Here is a 15,815-nt window from a genome sequence, read left to right on the forward strand (position 1 = left end):
ATATGATTTACAAAAAAAGATACTGTGGCTGAGCTATGGTATTTTTTTTTGTAAATCATGAAAATTGGCATTGACAACTATAGTTGTCAATGATAGAATAAACACAAGTTAAATGACAAATAAAGTTGTCAAAATGACAAGAATACAAGTCAAAACAGAAACAAGAAAGGAGAAGCAGATATGCCGCTGGAAAACAGGTTAAAGGAACATCGCGCCAGACTTGGCATCAATCAGGCGGATATGGGAAAACGGGCAGGAGTGTCCCGGCAGACGATCAGTCTGATCGAGCGGGGGGATTATTCACCGTCGGTAACGCTGGCGCTGAAGCTGGCAAAGATCTGTCAGGTAACCGTGGAAGATATTTTCAGCTATACGGAGGAAGAGAATGATGAATAAAACAAAAAAGAAAAATGTATATGTAAAATATGCGGTAATCATGTGTATCAGCGGTGCGCTGGGAGGAATTCTGGGGGGTGTCATGGAAATGGGACAAGTGCATGGAGTTCTGACAGGTATTCAGGAGGGAATGCAATTCTTCCTGAACAGTGTCCGCACCTGGATGCTTCCGCTGATGGCAATCTGTGGAGTGATAGCGCTGGTACTTTGTGAGCAGTATATGGGCAGACTGAAAAGAGCGGGCGAAGCCATGGAACAGGCAGAAGATGAAGCGTATGAACGGCTGAATTACGAGCTGGAAGCTGCGGGAGGTAGGGGAATGATCGTAAGCTTTGCCGGAAGTATTGCGATGATTCTGCTTCTCGCAACCGGATATTCCACAAAATATATTGAAAGTCTGAACGGTTCTGGGATAATGTGGTTTCTGCTTGAAATTCTTACATTTATTGCACTGGAAGTGTATCTGAATGTATGGCAGATTCGCTATGTCCGCGTGATACAGAAGATCTATCCGGACAAAAAAGGAGATCCGACTTCTTTAAAATTCCCGAAGCAGTGGCTGGAAAGCTGCGATGAGGCAGAAAAGGAATGTATCTACCAGGCAAGTTACAAAGGCTATCAGACCGTGATGAAATGGGCGCCGATCCTGACGTTTGTGGCGCTGATCCTGCATATGTTTTTTGATACGGGGATCCTTGCCATCGTGATGCCGTCAGTGATCTGGCTGGTAACATCGGTGACATACTGTAGAGCGTGTCTGCAGAACAAGGGAGAAAAACTGAGCAAATAAAAAAGATAACATCCTGTACGGAGAGAATGGAAAGCGTTTTTTCCGTACAGGATTTTTTTGTGTAAAAATACTGAAATTAAACACAGATACAGAAAAATATGGTAAAATTTGCAGTGAGGAATTCTGTACAAAAAAAGAAAATGATATTTGGCACAGAAGGGGATTTTTAACAGCAACATACCAAGGAGGAGAAGAAAAAATATGGACAGAGCGCAGGCAAGAAAAAAAGCAGAAGCCCTGGTAGCAAAAATGACCATCGAGGAGCGGGCTGGACAGCTCAAATACGATGCCCCGGCGATTGAACGGCTGGGAATTCCGACTTATAACTGGTGGAATGAGGCACTTCACGGAGTGGCACGTGCAGGTACTGCAACGGTATTTCCACAGGCAATCGGTTGTGCGGCTATGTTTGATGAAGAGGAGATGCAGAAGATCGCTGATGTGATTGCAGAAGAGGGCAGAGCCAAGTATAATGCATTTTCCAAAGAAGAAGACAGAGATATTTACAAAGGACTGACTTTCTGGTCACCGAACATCAATATTTTCCGTGATCCGAGGTGGGGACGCGGGCATGAGACGTATGGAGAAGATCCGTTTCTGACCGCGAGACTCGGTGTGGCGTTTATCAAGGGCTTACAGGGTGATGGTGAGACGATGAAAGTGGCAGCATGTGCGAAGCATTTTGCCGTACATTCCGGTCCGGAGGCGATCCGCCATGAGTTTGATGCGGAGGTTTCACAAAAAGATCTGTATGAGACCTATCTTCCGGCTTTTGAGATGGCAGTGAAAGAAGCCGGTGTGGAAGCCGTGATGGGAGGATATAACCGGACAAACGGGGAACCATGTTGCGGAAGTAAAACGCTACTGAAAAAAATCCTGCGGGAAGACTGGGGATTTGAAGGTCATGTGGTATCGGACTGCTGGGCGATTCAGGATTTCCATCAGTTCCATAAGATCACCAACGGACCAAAAGAATCGGCGCAGATGGCACTGGAGGCCGGATGTGATATGAACTGCGGATGTACATATGCGTATATTATGGCAGCGCTTCAGGATGGCCTGGTTACCGAAGAACAGATCACGGAATCCTGTATCCGGGTATTTACCACACGTTTTCTTCTGGGAATGTTTGACGGAAGTGAATACGATGATATTCCTTATGAAGTAGTAGAATGTAGAGAACATCGGCAGCTGGCTGTCGAAGCGGCACAAAAAGGTGCGGTTCTTCTGAAAAACGATGGAATTTTGCCGTTAGATAAGAAAAAGATCCGGACGATCGGAGTGGTTGGACCGAATGCGAACAACCGGATCGCCCTGCAGGGAAATTACCACGGAACATCCTCACGGTATGTGACGGTTCTGGAAGGAATTCAGAAAGAGGCAGAAGAGGACTGCCGTGTACTTTATGCAGAGGGATCCCATATGTATAAAGATGTCATGGAAAATCTGGCATGGAACGATGACAGAATCTCGGAGGCAGTGATCACGGCCAAACACAGCGATGTGACGGTTGTGGTTCTGGGACTGGATGAGACGATGGAAGGAGAAGAACCGGATCAGAGTAACCGCGGGCAGGCAGGAGATAAGGCATCTCTGGAACTTCCGGGCTGTCAGCAGAGACTTCTGCAGGCGGTTGTGGCTGTCGGAAAACCTGTGATCACGGTAATTCTTTCGGGAAGCGCGATGGACCTGCGATATGCGGATGCGAATACCAATGCGGTTTTACAGGCGTGGTATCCTGGCGCAGAGGGTGGAACTGCGGTGGCAGATATTCTTTTTGGAAAGGTATCACCAAGCGGAAAGCTTCCGGTTACATTTTATAAAGATACAGCAGATCTGCCTGAGTTTACCGATTATTCCATGAAAAACAGAACGTATCGTTATATGGAAATGGAAGCACTGTATCCGTTTGGATATGGACTGACTTATGGGGATGTGAAGGTGACTGCAGTTGCATGGACAGAGAAACCGGAAAAAGACCGGCCGCTGAAACTTCGCTGTACAGTAAACAATACCGGCATGCGGGACACAGACGATGTGGTTCAGGTTTACATAAAAGACTGGAAATCCAGATATGCAGTCAGAAATTACAGCTTGTGTGGATTTCGGAGGGTGAAAGTAAAAGCCGGAGAAACCATAGAAGCGGATCTTACCATCGATCCGCGGGCACTGACGATCGTAGACGAGGAAGGAAAGCGCTATGTAGACAGTGATGAGTTTTCGCTTTATGTGGGATGCACACAGCCGGATGAGAGAAGCGTTGCCCTGACCGGATGCCGCCCGGTGGAGGTGAGATTTACACTTGGAAAATAAGCAGCGGGTATGACAAATGCAAGATATACGTAAATAGAGATGCCAGAGTCTGTTGGAATGTCTGAAAAAGGAATTAAGGTGATTTCCTGTTAGGGAAAATTACCCATATAAAATAAAGAAAGGACTATCCGTGTAGGTAAGGTGAAAAATCTTTAGAAAGTATTTTTTATCTTACCAACACGGATAGTCCTTTTATTGCATTGTATATCAATCATTTACGTGGGTGACGGGCAAAAGTCTGTGCCTACACGAGAAACAGGTGACTGCTGTGATGATCATAAAACACATGTTTATTTTGCATCAGAAGAAATGGAGCGTAACTGACCGGAATCCGGTTCCAGACGTTCCAACATATCCCAGCATCCCAAGAGGTACATGATACCGAGTGCCCGGTCATACAAACCGTATCCCGGCCGGCAGTGGGATTCTTCTCCCCACAGATGTCTGCCGTGATCCGGCCGTACATAGCCGGTATAGCCGCAGTCATGGTATGCTCGCATGATTTCCAGAATTCCGGTATCGCCGTCACAGTCTCTGTGAGAGACTTCGGAGAAATCACCGTTGGGGTAATGGCGAAGATTCCGGATATGAGCAAAAGCGATCCGGTCACAGTAGGTGTGAATGATGTCGGCCACATCATTTTCCGGGTTGGCGCCAAGGGAACCGGAACACAGGCACAGACAGTTGTATGGATCATCTACCATATGAAGAAATCTTCCGATGGATGCTTTATCACAGAGCAGTCTTGGGATTCCGAAGATATCCCACGGCGGATCATCCTGATGAATGGCCATCTTGATGCCGGTTTCATGGCAGGTTGGCATGATTGCTTCCAGAAAATACTGCAGATTTTCCCACAATTTTTCTTTGGTCACCGGGCGATACGCTTCAAAAAGTTCATCCAGTTTTGCCATCCGCTCCGGTTCCCATCCGGGAAATGTCTTTCCGTGAAGATTTTCCAGAATATAGGCAGCCATTTCCTTATAGGCATCCTGTATTTTGCTTTTTTCATAATACAGTGCAGTGGATCCGTCTTCCAGCGGATGAAAAAGGTCCGTTCTTGTCCAGTCGAAGATCGGCATAAAATTATAGGTCACTACTTTTACACCGAACTGTGCAAGATTTTTAAGTGTTGTCTTATAATTTTCAATATACTGATCCCGTGTAGGAAGACCGATTTTGATATCGTCATGGACATTTACGCTCTCTACAACATCCATGTGGAAACCGGCGCCTTCGATCCTAGCTCTTACTTTCTCTATTTCCTCGACAGTCCAGATTTCCCCCGGCTGCTTGTCATGAAGCGCCCAGACAAGTCCGCTGACTCCGGGAATTTGTCGGATCATTTCCGGAGTGATGTCATCATTTCCATCGCCATACCAGCGAAACGTCATTTGCATCGGTTATTACCCCCTTATAGCTGTTTTTTTGCTTGATTTCTGTACCGGATGTTCGGCCAGTTGTTTACGATTTGTCTTCTTATATCATACCACACTGTTTCTCGGACTGTCTATCCGGGAATCAGGGTCTGCCTTTGCATATGGTGAAGCACGTCGGAGGATGAACTTTATGGAAACTTTTTAAAGAGATGTGTGATATAATGAGCGTTAGCGAGCGGGAATAAGCGCAGCTTATTCATGGGGAGCGGCGAATAGCGATCACGATAGCTGCGAAGCAGCGTCAGTGCCGGAGGTACGAATCGTGATATAATAACAAGCAAAAATGGCCTATGCAGTGTGTTTGCAATTTCGTCATTTTCTTTAGGTTTTAGATACTTTGGCGAATTGAATATCACAATTTGAATATTTTTATGAAAATACTTGACTTTCCCCCTGGTGGATGCCTTATAAAACAGGTACAGACAGGAAAATAAAGCGGTTTTTCCGGGAAATTTTGATGGGATGTTGAAGGGTTTGGAAAAGACGAGAGGCAGGATGCAGGATTATGAAGATCAAACAGGTAGAAGAGTTAGTCGGAATCACAAAAAAGAATATCCGTTTTTATGAAGAACAGGGTTTGTTACAGATCGAGCGGGCGGAGAACGGATACCGGGAATATCATCAGAAAGATGTGATACGACTGCAGGAGATTAAGCTTCTTCGGAAAATAGATATTTCTATTGAGGAGATGAGAGCACTTTTTGAGCAAAAGGAAAGTCTGCAGATCTGTCTGGAACAGCATCTGAAAGAACTGGAGCATCGAAAAAGAAGTCTTGGAAAAATGCAGGAGATCTGCGAACGGATGATACAGGAGCATCTGTCACTGGATACCCTGGACGCAGAAGCCTGTCTGGAAGAAGTGGAGAAGATGGAGAAAGAAGGTGTGAAGTTTATGGATGTAAACAGGACGGATGTTCACCGAAAAAAAATGACAGGTGCGATTGTCGGTGCAGCTGTGATGATTGTGCTTATGGTATGCAGTATGCTTCTGGTAATATGGGCAAATGCACAGGATCCGATTCCGTGTGGATTGCTTGTGCTGTTTCTGGCAGTTCCGGCTGCAATCGTGATCGGAACACTGGCAGCACTTGCAGGAAGAATGAAAGAGATCGAAGGAGGAGAAGAAGATGAAGCTTCTAAGTATTGAATATATTCCGGGTGCAGAATTTGAGGCACTGGGAATTGTAAAGGGTACCGTGGTACAGACCAAAAACATAGGCAGAGATTTTATGGCAGGTATGAAGACTCTGGTAGGTGGAGAAATCGTAGGATACACGGAGATGCTGAACGAAGCACGCCAGATCGCCACGAAACGTATGGTGGATGAGGCGAAAGAAATGGATGCAGATGCAGTGATCGGAGTAAAATATGGTTCCTCGCAGGTGATGTCAGGTGCAGCAGAAGTGATTGCATACGGAACGGCAATAAAATATAAATAAAACGAATTATATACCAGGAGAAAACGGGATGGGATGTTTTCTCCTGGTATTTTATATACTGAAAAACATAGTTTTTGGGGCGCTTTTTACATATCGATAGTTCAGTGAATCAATTATGAATTAGGCGAAAGTTTTGACATATGGATGTTCTTCTGTCCATGGTTTCCAGTCGTTTGTGCCGGTGCTGTTCGGATTTCCGTGCTTCATGAAATCGGTCCAGCAGGTGACCATCTTTTCAGCAAGTGCATGATCAGCGTCTGTCATCGGGCGCCAGCAACGATCCAGTGTTCCGAAAGTATACCATAGTTCGGAAGAATGAAATGCTCCATCACTGCTTCCCGGCAGATCGTGGCAGAATTCGTAGAGATATACCGGAAGATCCTGTTTCCGGCAGGCATTTGCAAAAGAAACGGCAGCAGTGAAGAAACCACCCTCTCTGTGGGAAGCACCTTCCGGAATAAACAGATCGTCTTTGGTAACACCCATCAGATAGGGGATATGGGCCATGCCCCCTTCTTTTGTCAGAACATCCGGAGTATCCGGAAGTACATGACCGTCGACGACCGGACGAAACGGAAGGGATGGGTACAGAGTCATCAGTTCATCGGATTTGTCCAGCAGATCTTCTGCGGGGAGTCTGCGTAACTCTTCGATAGAAGAAACACCGCACAGTTCATAGAACTTATCCGTTACTGCCTGCGCCTGTGTTTTGGTAAATACCATTGGAGACGGAAAACAGGCAATGCTTCCACTCTGAAGGATAGCCTGATGGATCATCGGTGTGGCCAGCGGAGAAAATGTGAGTACATGTGAACTCATAGCTCCGGCGGACTGGCCCATGATTGTGATGTTATCCGGATTTCCACCGAAGGCAGCGATATTTTCAGAGATCCACTCCAGTGCGGCAATCTGGTCGAGTAGTCCCTGGTTGCCGCTGAAACCAAGTTCCTCTTCCTGTTTCTGATCATAAAGGAAACCAAACACGTTGACGCGGTAAGAAATAGTCGCCAGGATCACACCTTTTTTTGCATAAGCTTCCCCATCAAACTCCAGTTCTGTGGAAAATCCATGTTCAAAGCCACCCCCGTGAATCCATACTGCTACCGGAAGTTTTTCAGAAGCAGTATGTGCCGGCGTCCAGATGTTCAGATACAGACAGTCTTCAGAAATCGGAAAATGAAAGTCCGGGTTATCATAGAATTCTTTCTGATATAAACCGTCCGGGTCGGTGAAATGCTGCATGGGGATGGAACGGAAAGTAAACGCATCATAAGCTTCTTTGAAGCTTTCCGGTTTTTGAGGTGGTGCAAAACGAAGAGCACCTGTGGGAACCTTTGCAAATGGAATGCCCCGAAAAACAGAATATCCATCTTTCTGAATACCGTTAATAGTTCCATAATTACTTGATACAGTTGTTAAAGTCGCCATTGGATAACCGTTACTGAAAACTTATAAAAAGTTATAAACTTTCATGTTTCATTCCTACTTCAACGAGTATGCTTTTGATGATATAAATATCTATCTACTCACAAGTTCTTGTACTCTCCATAGACGTAAATTCCGGACTAACGTATCCGTACATATTTGCATTAACGTTTCAGTGTTAGCTTGCAAATCGTTCTCCATAAGCCTTGAGATTTATAGATGCCTGGAAATCTCTGTCAATCATATTCCCACATTCACATCTATAAACCCTGTCAGATAACTTCAAATCTTTTTTGATGTTTCCACAGCAGCTGCAAAGCTTTGATGATGGATAAAACCGATCAGCCACAATAAGCTGAATCCCTTTATCATTGCATTTGTATTCAAGCTGTTTTCTAAACCAAAAAAATCCTTGTTCCTGTACTGCTTTGGATAAATGTCTGTTTTTCATCATTCCGCTGACATTCAGATCTTCAATACATATAAATCTTGGTTTTCGATTTACGATCTCAGATATGGTCTGATTCAAATAGTTTTTACGGATGTTTGTTAATCTGTGATTTCGTTTTAATAAAAGTTTTTCCTTTTTGATTACATTATTTGTTTTACAGTAGCTTTCCCCTTTCTTATTTTTCTCGTAAGAACGAGAGATCCTACGCTGTAATCTACGTTTCTGTTTTTCTAGTTTCTTTACTTTCTGACTCTTATTCATGTTCTTATACTTAACGGCATCAGAGCAGACAGCTAAGTCTTTAATTCCCAGGTCTATGCCAACTCCATCATCATTCAGTGTTTCCTTGCAGTCAGGAAATTCTACACATACACTGATCCACCAGTTCCATCCATCAAAGGATATTCTCGGATTCATATATTTAACATCTGTTGGAATACGTCCATGTTCTGCAAGTCTTACCCAATTCTTTTTTTGCTTATTTGCTTTCCTGCCGGAAGAAAAACCTTCAAGCTTAACGTGGGTATTACTGAATTGTATCTTAACGTTGTCCTGATAGAACTTCGGCATTGATCTCTTTCTGGACTTGAATCTTGGGAATTTTTGCAAACCCTTGAAAAAGTTCTTATACGCAGTACAGGCATCTTTGATTGCCTGTTTAGTTACATTATTTGAAATATTTAATAGCCATGCGTATTCATCAGAATGTCTAAGCTTTGTAAATTCTTTTCTGAGTTCTGAATCTGAAATGAATTTGCCACCTTTTTCGTAGCTTTCTTTTTCCCTGGCCAAAGCCCAGTTATAAGCAAATCTTGAAGCTCCTGCGTACTGAAACATCTTAGTTTTCTGTACGTTGTTTGGTATCAACATTACTTTTATGGCTTTTACCATCTGTTTCCTCCTGTATCAATTCTCGGATAAGCTTCTTAGCTTTGCTCGCTCGTTTTCCTTGTAATTTGCAACTGAATACTGTGATTATTTGAACCAGATCTTCAACAAGTTCCTGCTGTTCAGATTTTTCAGTATTATCAATAATCTCAATCTCACAATTATAAAGTGAAGCGATATATTCTATCAACTCAAAACCAAATCGCAATAACCTGTCTTTATATAAAACAACAACCTTTTCAACCTGATTTTGAGAGATTCGTCTGATCAATTCCTGAAGCCCTTTTTTCTTATAATTAATCCCAGAACCGATATCACTTATTATCTCAAACGGCTGCCCTTTTGCTAGAAGATATGTCTTGACATTATCAATCTGTCGTTCCAAATCATCTTTTTGTTTATGGCTGGAAACACGACAATATCCAATTGTAATGCGATTTTTAGGCTTTACATTTATTACTTGGTTGAGTTGCTCATCGGAATAATATCTATAGCCACTTACTGTAGTATGATGCGGATGAAGTTTTCCATTGGCATCCCAATTTCGTAATGTCTGAGCAGATACGCCTATAATTTTTGAAAATTCATGTATAGAATAATATTTACTCAAAGTATCAACTCCTTTCAATAATATTCTACTCTGATATTTTATAAAACTCAACACCAACTTATATGATTTTATAATTTATATTTAACTGTTAACAACCACCCTGTTATCTCCGTTATGTTATTTTGCAGAATGAAATGATTCAATATATAAATTACTCGTAATTGTTCAGTAGCCTCACAGTTATGAGTCAGAATGCTACCTACGGAATAGGTACAATTTATCATAGGATAAATCTGCAAAAAGTACCAGTAGTAAAAATACACAAAGATAGAAATTGAGAATTGGTAAAAAAGCAGTATAAACAGGGGATAGATAGAATAGTGAAATCATTTAGCCTGCAAAGGAATAAAAATTTGAACACATATTGATGCTGAGAGATATACGCAAAAAATGAATTAAAAAACCATAGAATGCATGAATTGTTCTATATAAAATGAAACGGTTTAAAGATGAAAAAAACGAAAACTAGGCAAGGAAATAAAAGAAAGAGTAAAAATGCACAAAAAGTAACCGGTAACTTTGATGAAAAATCACAATTGCTTTGTGCAAGATGTTGTAGTATAGTAAATACAACGAAAGGAACTACGAAGAAACAAAAATGAACCGTTTCAAAGTAGCAAAGTGCATAAACTATTTTAGGAGGATATTTAATATGAAAAGAAAAGTAGTTGCAGCAGTATTAACAATGGCAATGGCAGGAAGCCTGCTGGCAGGATGCGGAAGCTCTTCTTCCGATGACTCTTCTTCCAAGAGTGAAACTACAACAACAGATGAAAGCGCATCTTCCGATGACAGTGATTCCGCAGACAGCGCACGCGGAGATTTCAGCGGCGTATCCATCACCATGCTGAATACAAAGAGTGAGATCCAGTCTCAGCTGGAAGCAGCTGCAGAGCAGTGGGGAGAACTGACAGGAGCAAAACTGGAAGTTTACACCATCGGTAGTGGTACACCTTCTCAGGAAGTATCTGCCAGATATGCGGCAAAGAATGCTCCGACACTGATCATGTGTGACCCACAGGACGTTGCTTCTATCTGTGAAGAAAAAGGTGTAGATCTGAGTGATGAATCCTGGGCAGCAAATGGTGGTACACAGTACGGTATCTCCGGAACAGACGGAAAACTGTACAGCTTCCCATTCTGTATCGAAGGCAGAGGTATGATCTACAACAAAACAGTAATCGAAGATACTCTGGGAGAAGACTGGGATCCGACTTCTGTAACAAACATGGATGACTTCGAAGCACTGCTGAAAAAACTGGTAGACAACGGTATGGAAAGCCCGGTGGCTCTGAACCAGGAAGACTGGAGCAATGCAGGACATTACTTCACACAGGTATATGAAGAGCAGGACGGAACACTGACCGGTACAGAAAAGATTATGGAAGATCTGAGAAACGGAAGCGTAGATCTGATGTCCAACGAAAGATTTACTTCTCTGATGGATACCTACGATCTGCTGATGGAATATAACATCAACAAAGCAGACCCGCTGGCTGCTGATTACGATGAAAACGCAGCAGACCTGGCAGAAGGTGATGTGGCATTCTGGTTCAACGGAAACTGGGCATGGGCAGAGATTTCTGATTACATTGAAGACGATACTGAGATCGGAATCATGCCGGTACCGCAGAACGGAACAGAAGGAAATGCTAACGTAAATGATTACATCTGTGGTGGTGCTACCAAACAGGTTATGATCGATAAAGAATGTAACGATGAAGATCAGCAGGCAGCAGCAAAAGATTTCCTTGACTGGCTGGCAAACACAGCGGAAGGAAACAAAGTACTGGTTGATGATTGCTCTTTAGTACCCGCATTCTCCAATATCACAGAAGATGCTACAAACATGCTGGGACAGAGTATTCAGAGATTTACTGTAGAAGGAAAGCTGTTTGATCAGCCTTCTAACTATCCTGGAGATCACTGGTCAGAAGTTGGTGCGTTCATGCAGAAATATCTGGACAAACAGATTGACCGTGCCGAATTCGCAAAAGAAGTTCAGGATTACTGGACAAATCTTTCCGAATAATCAAAAAGGCAGATACATAATTGGTTGCTAGTTAAGAAGTTGCCGGGCAGAGTAATGCATACTGACCCGGCAACTTTCACTAAAAGAGGGAAAGAAAGGCAACGAGATGAATAGTAAAAAAGAAAGCTTATGGAGCAAAGTTTCCACGTTCCTGGTATTTGCAGGTCCTGCAACCTTCGCATTCCTGGCCGTGGTAATCGTACCATTCTTATATGGTGTATATCTGACATTTACAAGCTGGGACGGCGTATCCAGCAACAAACCTTTTGTAGGACTGAAAAACTATGCGGCAGTAGTTGCAGACAGCAGCTTCTGGCAGTCCCTGGGACTGACACTGCTGTATGTGGTAGTTTCCGTAATACTGGTAAACGTGATCGGATTTTTACTGGCACTGCTGGTAACCGGAAAAATCAAAGGAAAGAATTTCTTCCGTGCCGGATTCTTTACCCCGAACCTGATCGGTGGTATCATCCTTGGTTATATCTGGCAGTTCGTATTTAACAAAGTTATTGTTTACTTTGGTGATGCACTGAACGTTACCGTTCTGCAGAAATCCATGCTGTCAGGAAGTGCCTCTGCATTCGCAGCACTGGTACTGGTAACAATATGGCAGTTCTCCGGTTACATGATGTTAATTTATATCGCAGGTCTGACCGGTGTATCCGAAGACCTGAAAGAAGCAGCCAAGATCGATGGCTGTAACGAATCTCAGACAACAAGATATATCGTACTTCCGCTGATGAGAGCATCTTTCACGATCTGTATGTTCCTGACCATCACCAGATGTTTCATGATCTACGATGTGAACCTGTCCCTGACAGAAGGTGGTCCTTACGGATCTACTGTTATGGCTGCCATGTATGTATATCAGAAAGCCTTTTCTGCAAAACAGTATGGTGTCGGACAGACAGAAGCAATCATCCTGTTTATCTTTACAGCGGTTATTGCAGTATCTCAGACAATCATCAACAAACGGAAGGAGGTTGAAGCATAATGGAAGGACAGGAAAAGACAGTAAGAGGCATCAAAACGTTCCTGAAAACACTGGTAACTGTAGTGCTGTTTATCATCTATATGTTCCCGTTCTACATGATCGTGCTGAATGCCTTCAAACACAAACGTGATATTATCAAAATGCCACTGAGCTGGGGTGGTAAAAAAGGTTTTACAACAGATAACTTTGTAGATGCTTTCCAACAGATGAACTTCATGAACATCCTGAAGAACTCCCTGATCATTACCTGTGTGAGTGTGTTCCTGATCATTTTGTTCTCCTCCATGGCAGCTTACATTTTCGTAAGAAAAGCATGGAAGATCAATCAGATCATCTTCATGGTAATGCTGTTTTCCATGGTAATCCCGTTCCAGGTAGTTATGATCCCGCTGATCTCTATCTACGGTGGAACATTTGGAATCCTGAACCACAGAGCAACATTGATATTCATGCATCTGGGCTTCTCGGTATCTATGGCGGTATTCATGTTCCATGGATTTATCAAAGGTGGGGTACCGATCTCACTGGAAGAGGCAGCACAGATTGACGGAGCAGGAAGATTGAGAACATTCTTTCAGATTGTGTTCCCTCTGTTAAAACCGACTACAGCAACACTGGTTATCCTGTATGCCCTGTCTCTGTGGAACGATTACCTGCTGCCGAGCCTGATCCTGACAGATAAATCTCTGTACACGATCCCGATCGCAACCAAGCTGTTCCAGGGAACATACAGCAATGATATGGATCTTCTGATGGCGGCACTGGTTATGGCAATCATCCCGGTAATCATCCTGTATGTCGCATTACAGAAATATATTATCGCTGGTGTAGTTGCCGGTGCAGTAAAATCATAATAAAGCGGTACTGAAAGGTGAGTGTATCTGAATCTGATAAAGAAAAGATACACTCACCTTTTCTTATATAAACGGAAAGCTGTTGGGGTCAAAAGGTATTTTGCCCTCTTTGATACCGGATTGATCCGTACTTCGTACTCTCACGACCCTGGTATCATAGAAAATAAAGTACACAACAATACATAGACAATATGAGAAAATAATTCTATAATAAAAATAAATATAGCCTTTTCAGGTCCCGATGAAGGACGCGTCTTGTCAGAAACTTGCTGTGTCGAACTTGAGTATCTGATAGGAAGGTGTGGAGGAGGAAAATCAAATGGTAACAATCAAAGACGTTGCACGGGACGCCGGTGTATCGGTGGGAACCGTGTCGAACGTACTGAATGGAGGACGTGTCAGTGAAGCGAGGAGAAAGCTGGTAGAAGCATCCATAGAAAAACTGGGGTATCAGGTGAATACTCTGGCAAAGGGAATGCGGATGCAGAAGACCGATTATGTGGTTGTCATTCTGCCGAATCTGATCAATCCGTATTTTGCACTGTTGCTGGATGCCCTGGAAAGCGAATTGTCAGCAGTCGGAAAACAGGTACTACTATGCCTGTCCGGTGATGATGCCGAACGGGAAGTGGCATTTATGGATATGGCAAAACAAAATAAAGTTGACGGAATCATTGGTGTGACTTACAGTAAGGTAGAAGAGGAACGGATCGAAAACATGGCTTTTGTTTCCATCGACCGTCATTACAAATCACACATCCCATGTGTGGCAGGAGATAACTGGCAGGGCGGCTGGCTTGCAGCAGAGAATCTGCATAAAAGAGGATCCACCAACCTGTTGTGCTTTATGACAATGTCATCCGTAGACAGTGAAGTACGAAAAAGAAGAGTCGGTTTTACGGAATATTGTATGGAACATGATCTTTCCTGTAACAGTGTGGAAATGTCAGAAAAACAGATTGTTTCGGTCTATGAATCCTACGGATCCAGAAAACTGATCCACAATATGCTGCGGGCTTATATTTCCCCGTCCCTGGGCGAACATTCCATCGATGGAATCTTTACCAGTTCGGATCACCTCGCAACGATTGTACGGGAAGAACTCGAAGAGATGGGAAAACGGGTTCCGGAAGATATCCAGATTATCGGATACGATGGTCTGCAGTTTTTAAATCAGGGGAAACCAATCGTATCGAGCATTGCGCAGCCGGTGCATGAGATTGCAAAGCAGGCAGTGAAGAGCCTTACAGATATGATTGAAAACGGAAAAGCTGAGGATGTCACGAACATTCCCGTAACGTTTCATGAAGGACCGACGACAAAACCACTGGAAACAATAAGTGAATAACAATAAAGGAGGAACGTACCATGCCACAGATGCATTGCAATTTTTTTTCTTACGCTCTGGGTCACGGAGCAGATCTTACAATCACGCTGCCGGGAGTAAGTCCCTGTGATATGGATGATCCGGTGTTACTGACGCATCAGATGCCGGAAAAATTCCCGGTATTATACCTGTTACACGGCCATGGAAATGATTATCTATCCTGGGAGCGTTTTACCTGCGTCAGCCGTTATGCGGAAGAGTACCGGATCGCGGTAGTTTCTGCATCGGTAGGAAATTCCCTGTATATGGATACGATCTACGGGGAAAAATTCTACGATTTTATTGGAAAAGAACTTCCGGAATTCGTAAAAGCATACTTCCCGATCTCAGATCGTCCGGAGGATACCTATATCGCAGGAGCTTCCATGGGAGGATATGGTGCACTGATCCATGCGATGACGGATACAGAACAGTACCGTGCGGTTGGTGCATTTTCACCGGCTACAGTCTGGTCGAAAGAGATGGAAGAACGAGTAGGACATAAATATCCGGATGCGATGGATCTCTATCAGACAATCAAAGACGATCTGGATGCAGGCAAAAAGCTGCCGGATATTTTCTTCTGTGTGGGAAACAATGATTTCCTGATTGAATCGGTGGATCAGTTCGAAGAATATCTGAATTCTCTGAAAATTGAGCACCGTTTTGACCGTGTGGACGGTTATGAACACGAATGGAGATTCTGGGAACTGGAACTTCCAAAGTTCCTGGACTGGCTGCCGAGAACAGACAGCTATGCGAAGATGGGAAAACATAAAATGTAAATTATATATGCGAGTGCAAAAGGGGGATTTTTT

The 15,815-nt window shown here is 43.4% G+C and carries 15 protein-coding genes; 11 read left to right on the top strand and 4 right to left on the bottom strand.

What is annotated here, in order from left to right; genetic code table 11:
* Nucleotides 1–180: 180 nt before the first annotated feature.
* The 3 genes from ETP43_RS03420 to ETP43_RS03430 all read left to right on the top strand — a co-directional run bounded on the left by ETP43_RS03420 (nucleotide 181) and on the right by ETP43_RS03430 (nucleotide 3,499).
* On the top strand, nucleotides 181–396 hold the full coding sequence (locus tag ETP43_RS03420; RefSeq protein WP_022170760.1) for a helix-turn-helix transcriptional regulator: 216 nt from the start codon (nucleotides 181–183) through the stop codon (nucleotides 394–396).
* Entirely contained in the window at nucleotides 386–1,186 is an 801-nt protein-coding gene (locus ETP43_RS03425; protein WP_129257048.1) for a DUF3169 family protein, read from the top strand. The genes ETP43_RS03420 and ETP43_RS03425 overlap by 11 nt, the downstream gene beginning before the upstream one ends.
* A 201-nt stretch (nucleotides 1,187–1,387) precedes the next feature.
* The gene (locus ETP43_RS03430) at nucleotides 1,388–3,499 is read left to right on the top strand and encodes a glycoside hydrolase family 3 C-terminal domain-containing protein (protein ID WP_129257049.1); all 2,112 of its coding nucleotides are present in this window, start codon (nucleotides 1,388–1,390) and stop codon (nucleotides 3,497–3,499) included.
* 290 nt (nucleotides 3,500–3,789) lie between these two features.
* Here ETP43_RS03430 and uxuA read toward each other — a convergent pair whose 3' ends face one another.
* A complete protein-coding gene (gene uxuA / locus ETP43_RS03435; RefSeq protein ID WP_129257050.1) occupies nucleotides 3,790–4,899 on the bottom strand; it encodes a mannonate dehydratase in 1,110 nt (369 codons plus the stop codon).
* A gap of 544 nt (nucleotides 4,900–5,443) precedes the next feature.
* On the opposite strand from uxuA, the gene ETP43_RS03440 reads away from it, so the two are divergent.
* A complete protein-coding gene (locus tag ETP43_RS03440) occupies nucleotides 5,444–6,085 on the top strand; it encodes a MerR family transcriptional regulator (RefSeq protein ID WP_118575510.1) in 642 nt (213 codons plus the stop codon).
* Nucleotides 6,066–6,377, top strand: a complete 312-nt coding sequence (locus ETP43_RS03445; RefSeq protein ID WP_117526054.1) for a YbjQ family protein — start codon at nucleotides 6,066–6,068, stop codon at nucleotides 6,375–6,377. Before ETP43_RS03440 ends, ETP43_RS03445 begins: the two co-directional genes overlap by 20 nt.
* A gap of 120 nt (nucleotides 6,378–6,497) precedes the next feature.
* Here the strand turns inward: ETP43_RS03445 and ETP43_RS03450 are convergent, their stop codons facing one another.
* From ETP43_RS03450 to ETP43_RS03460, 3 genes are all read right to left on the bottom strand, one after another.
* Nucleotides 6,498–7,805, bottom strand: a complete 1,308-nt coding sequence (locus ETP43_RS03450; protein WP_129257051.1) for a carboxylesterase/lipase family protein — start codon at nucleotides 7,803–7,805, stop codon at nucleotides 6,498–6,500.
* 175 nt (nucleotides 7,806–7,980) lie between these two features.
* Entirely contained in the window at nucleotides 7,981–9,144 is a 1,164-nt protein-coding gene (locus ETP43_RS03455) for an RNA-guided endonuclease InsQ/TnpB family protein (RefSeq protein WP_129257052.1), read from the bottom strand.
* Nucleotides 9,092–9,751, bottom strand: coding sequence for an IS607 family transposase (locus tag ETP43_RS03460; RefSeq protein ID WP_129257053.1), 660 nt, complete (start codon nucleotides 9,749–9,751; stop codon nucleotides 9,092–9,094). The genes ETP43_RS03455 and ETP43_RS03460 overlap by 53 nt, the downstream gene beginning before the upstream one ends.
* 449 nt (nucleotides 9,752–10,200) lie before the next feature.
* Between ETP43_RS03460 and ETP43_RS17015 the strand changes: the two genes are divergently transcribed.
* The 6 genes from ETP43_RS17015 to ETP43_RS03485 all read left to right on the top strand — a co-directional run bounded on the left by ETP43_RS17015 (nucleotide 10,201) and on the right by ETP43_RS03485 (nucleotide 15,782).
* A complete protein-coding gene (locus ETP43_RS17015; RefSeq protein ID WP_164979588.1) occupies nucleotides 10,201–10,353 on the top strand; it encodes a hypothetical protein in 153 nt (50 codons plus the stop codon).
* Between the two features lie 50 nt (nucleotides 10,354–10,403).
* On the top strand, nucleotides 10,404–11,783 hold the full coding sequence (locus ETP43_RS03465) for an ABC transporter substrate-binding protein (RefSeq protein ID WP_164979589.1): 1,380 nt from the start codon (nucleotides 10,404–10,406) through the stop codon (nucleotides 11,781–11,783).
* A gap of 106 nt (nucleotides 11,784–11,889) precedes the next feature.
* Nucleotides 11,890–12,777 (top strand): carbohydrate ABC transporter permease, encoded by an 888-nt coding sequence (locus ETP43_RS03470; protein WP_022398572.1) that lies wholly within the window; start codon nucleotides 11,890–11,892, stop codon nucleotides 12,775–12,777.
* Nucleotides 12,777–13,631: a carbohydrate ABC transporter permease gene (locus tag ETP43_RS03475; RefSeq protein ID WP_022398573.1), complete on the top strand. Its 855-nt coding sequence runs from the start codon at nucleotides 12,777–12,779 to the stop codon at nucleotides 13,629–13,631. Before ETP43_RS03470 ends, ETP43_RS03475 begins: the two co-directional genes overlap by 1 nt.
* A 319-nt stretch (nucleotides 13,632–13,950) precedes the next feature.
* Entirely contained in the window at nucleotides 13,951–14,979 is a 1,029-nt protein-coding gene (locus ETP43_RS03480; RefSeq protein WP_129257055.1) for a LacI family DNA-binding transcriptional regulator, read from the top strand.
* Nucleotides 14,980–14,999: 20 nt separating this feature from the next.
* Nucleotides 15,000–15,782, top strand: coding sequence for an alpha/beta hydrolase (locus tag ETP43_RS03485; RefSeq protein WP_129257056.1), 783 nt, complete (start codon nucleotides 15,000–15,002; stop codon nucleotides 15,780–15,782).
* Nucleotides 15,783–15,815: the final 33 nt, after the last annotated feature.

The sequence above is a fragment of the Blautia faecicola genome, assembly GCF_004123145.1.
Lineage (GTDB): Bacteria > Bacillota > Clostridia > Lachnospirales > Lachnospiraceae > Oliverpabstia > Oliverpabstia faecicola.

Bases quoted from the DNA above. Each gene is read 5' to 3' on its own strand.
- ETP43_RS03420 (WP_022170760.1), top strand. From the start codon at position 181: ATGCCGCTGGAAAACAGGTTAAAGGAACATCGCGCCAGACTTGGCATC.
- ETP43_RS03425 (WP_129257048.1), top strand. From the start codon at position 386: ATGATGAATAAAACAAAAAAGAAAAATGTATATGTAAAATATGCGGTA.
- ETP43_RS03430 (WP_129257049.1), top strand. From the start codon at position 1,388: ATGGACAGAGCGCAGGCAAGAAAAAAAGCAGAAGCCCTGGTAGCAAAA.
- uxuA (WP_129257050.1), bottom strand. From the start codon at position 4,899: ATGCAAATGACGTTTCGCTGGTATGGCGATGGAAATGATGACATCACT.
- ETP43_RS03440 (WP_118575510.1), top strand. From the start codon at position 5,444: ATGAAGATCAAACAGGTAGAAGAGTTAGTCGGAATCACAAAAAAGAAT.
- ETP43_RS03445 (WP_117526054.1), top strand. From the start codon at position 6,066: ATGAAGCTTCTAAGTATTGAATATATTCCGGGTGCAGAATTTGAGGCA.
- ETP43_RS03450 (WP_129257051.1), bottom strand. From the start codon at position 7,805: ATGGCGACTTTAACAACTGTATCAAGTAATTATGGAACTATTAACGGT.
- ETP43_RS03455 (WP_129257052.1), bottom strand. From the start codon at position 9,144: ATGGTAAAAGCCATAAAAGTAATGTTGATACCAAACAACGTACAGAAA.
- ETP43_RS17015 (WP_164979588.1), top strand. From the start codon at position 10,201: ATGAAAAAAACGAAAACTAGGCAAGGAAATAAAAGAAAGAGTAAAAAT.
- ETP43_RS03465 (WP_164979589.1), top strand. From the start codon at position 10,404: ATGAAAAGAAAAGTAGTTGCAGCAGTATTAACAATGGCAATGGCAGGA.
- ETP43_RS03470 (WP_022398572.1), top strand. From the start codon at position 11,890: ATGAATAGTAAAAAAGAAAGCTTATGGAGCAAAGTTTCCACGTTCCTG.
- ETP43_RS03475 (WP_022398573.1), top strand. From the start codon at position 12,777: ATGGAAGGACAGGAAAAGACAGTAAGAGGCATCAAAACGTTCCTGAAA.
- ETP43_RS03480 (WP_129257055.1), top strand. From the start codon at position 13,951: ATGGTAACAATCAAAGACGTTGCACGGGACGCCGGTGTATCGGTGGGA.
- ETP43_RS03485 (WP_129257056.1), top strand. From the start codon at position 15,000: ATGCCACAGATGCATTGCAATTTTTTTTCTTACGCTCTGGGTCACGGA.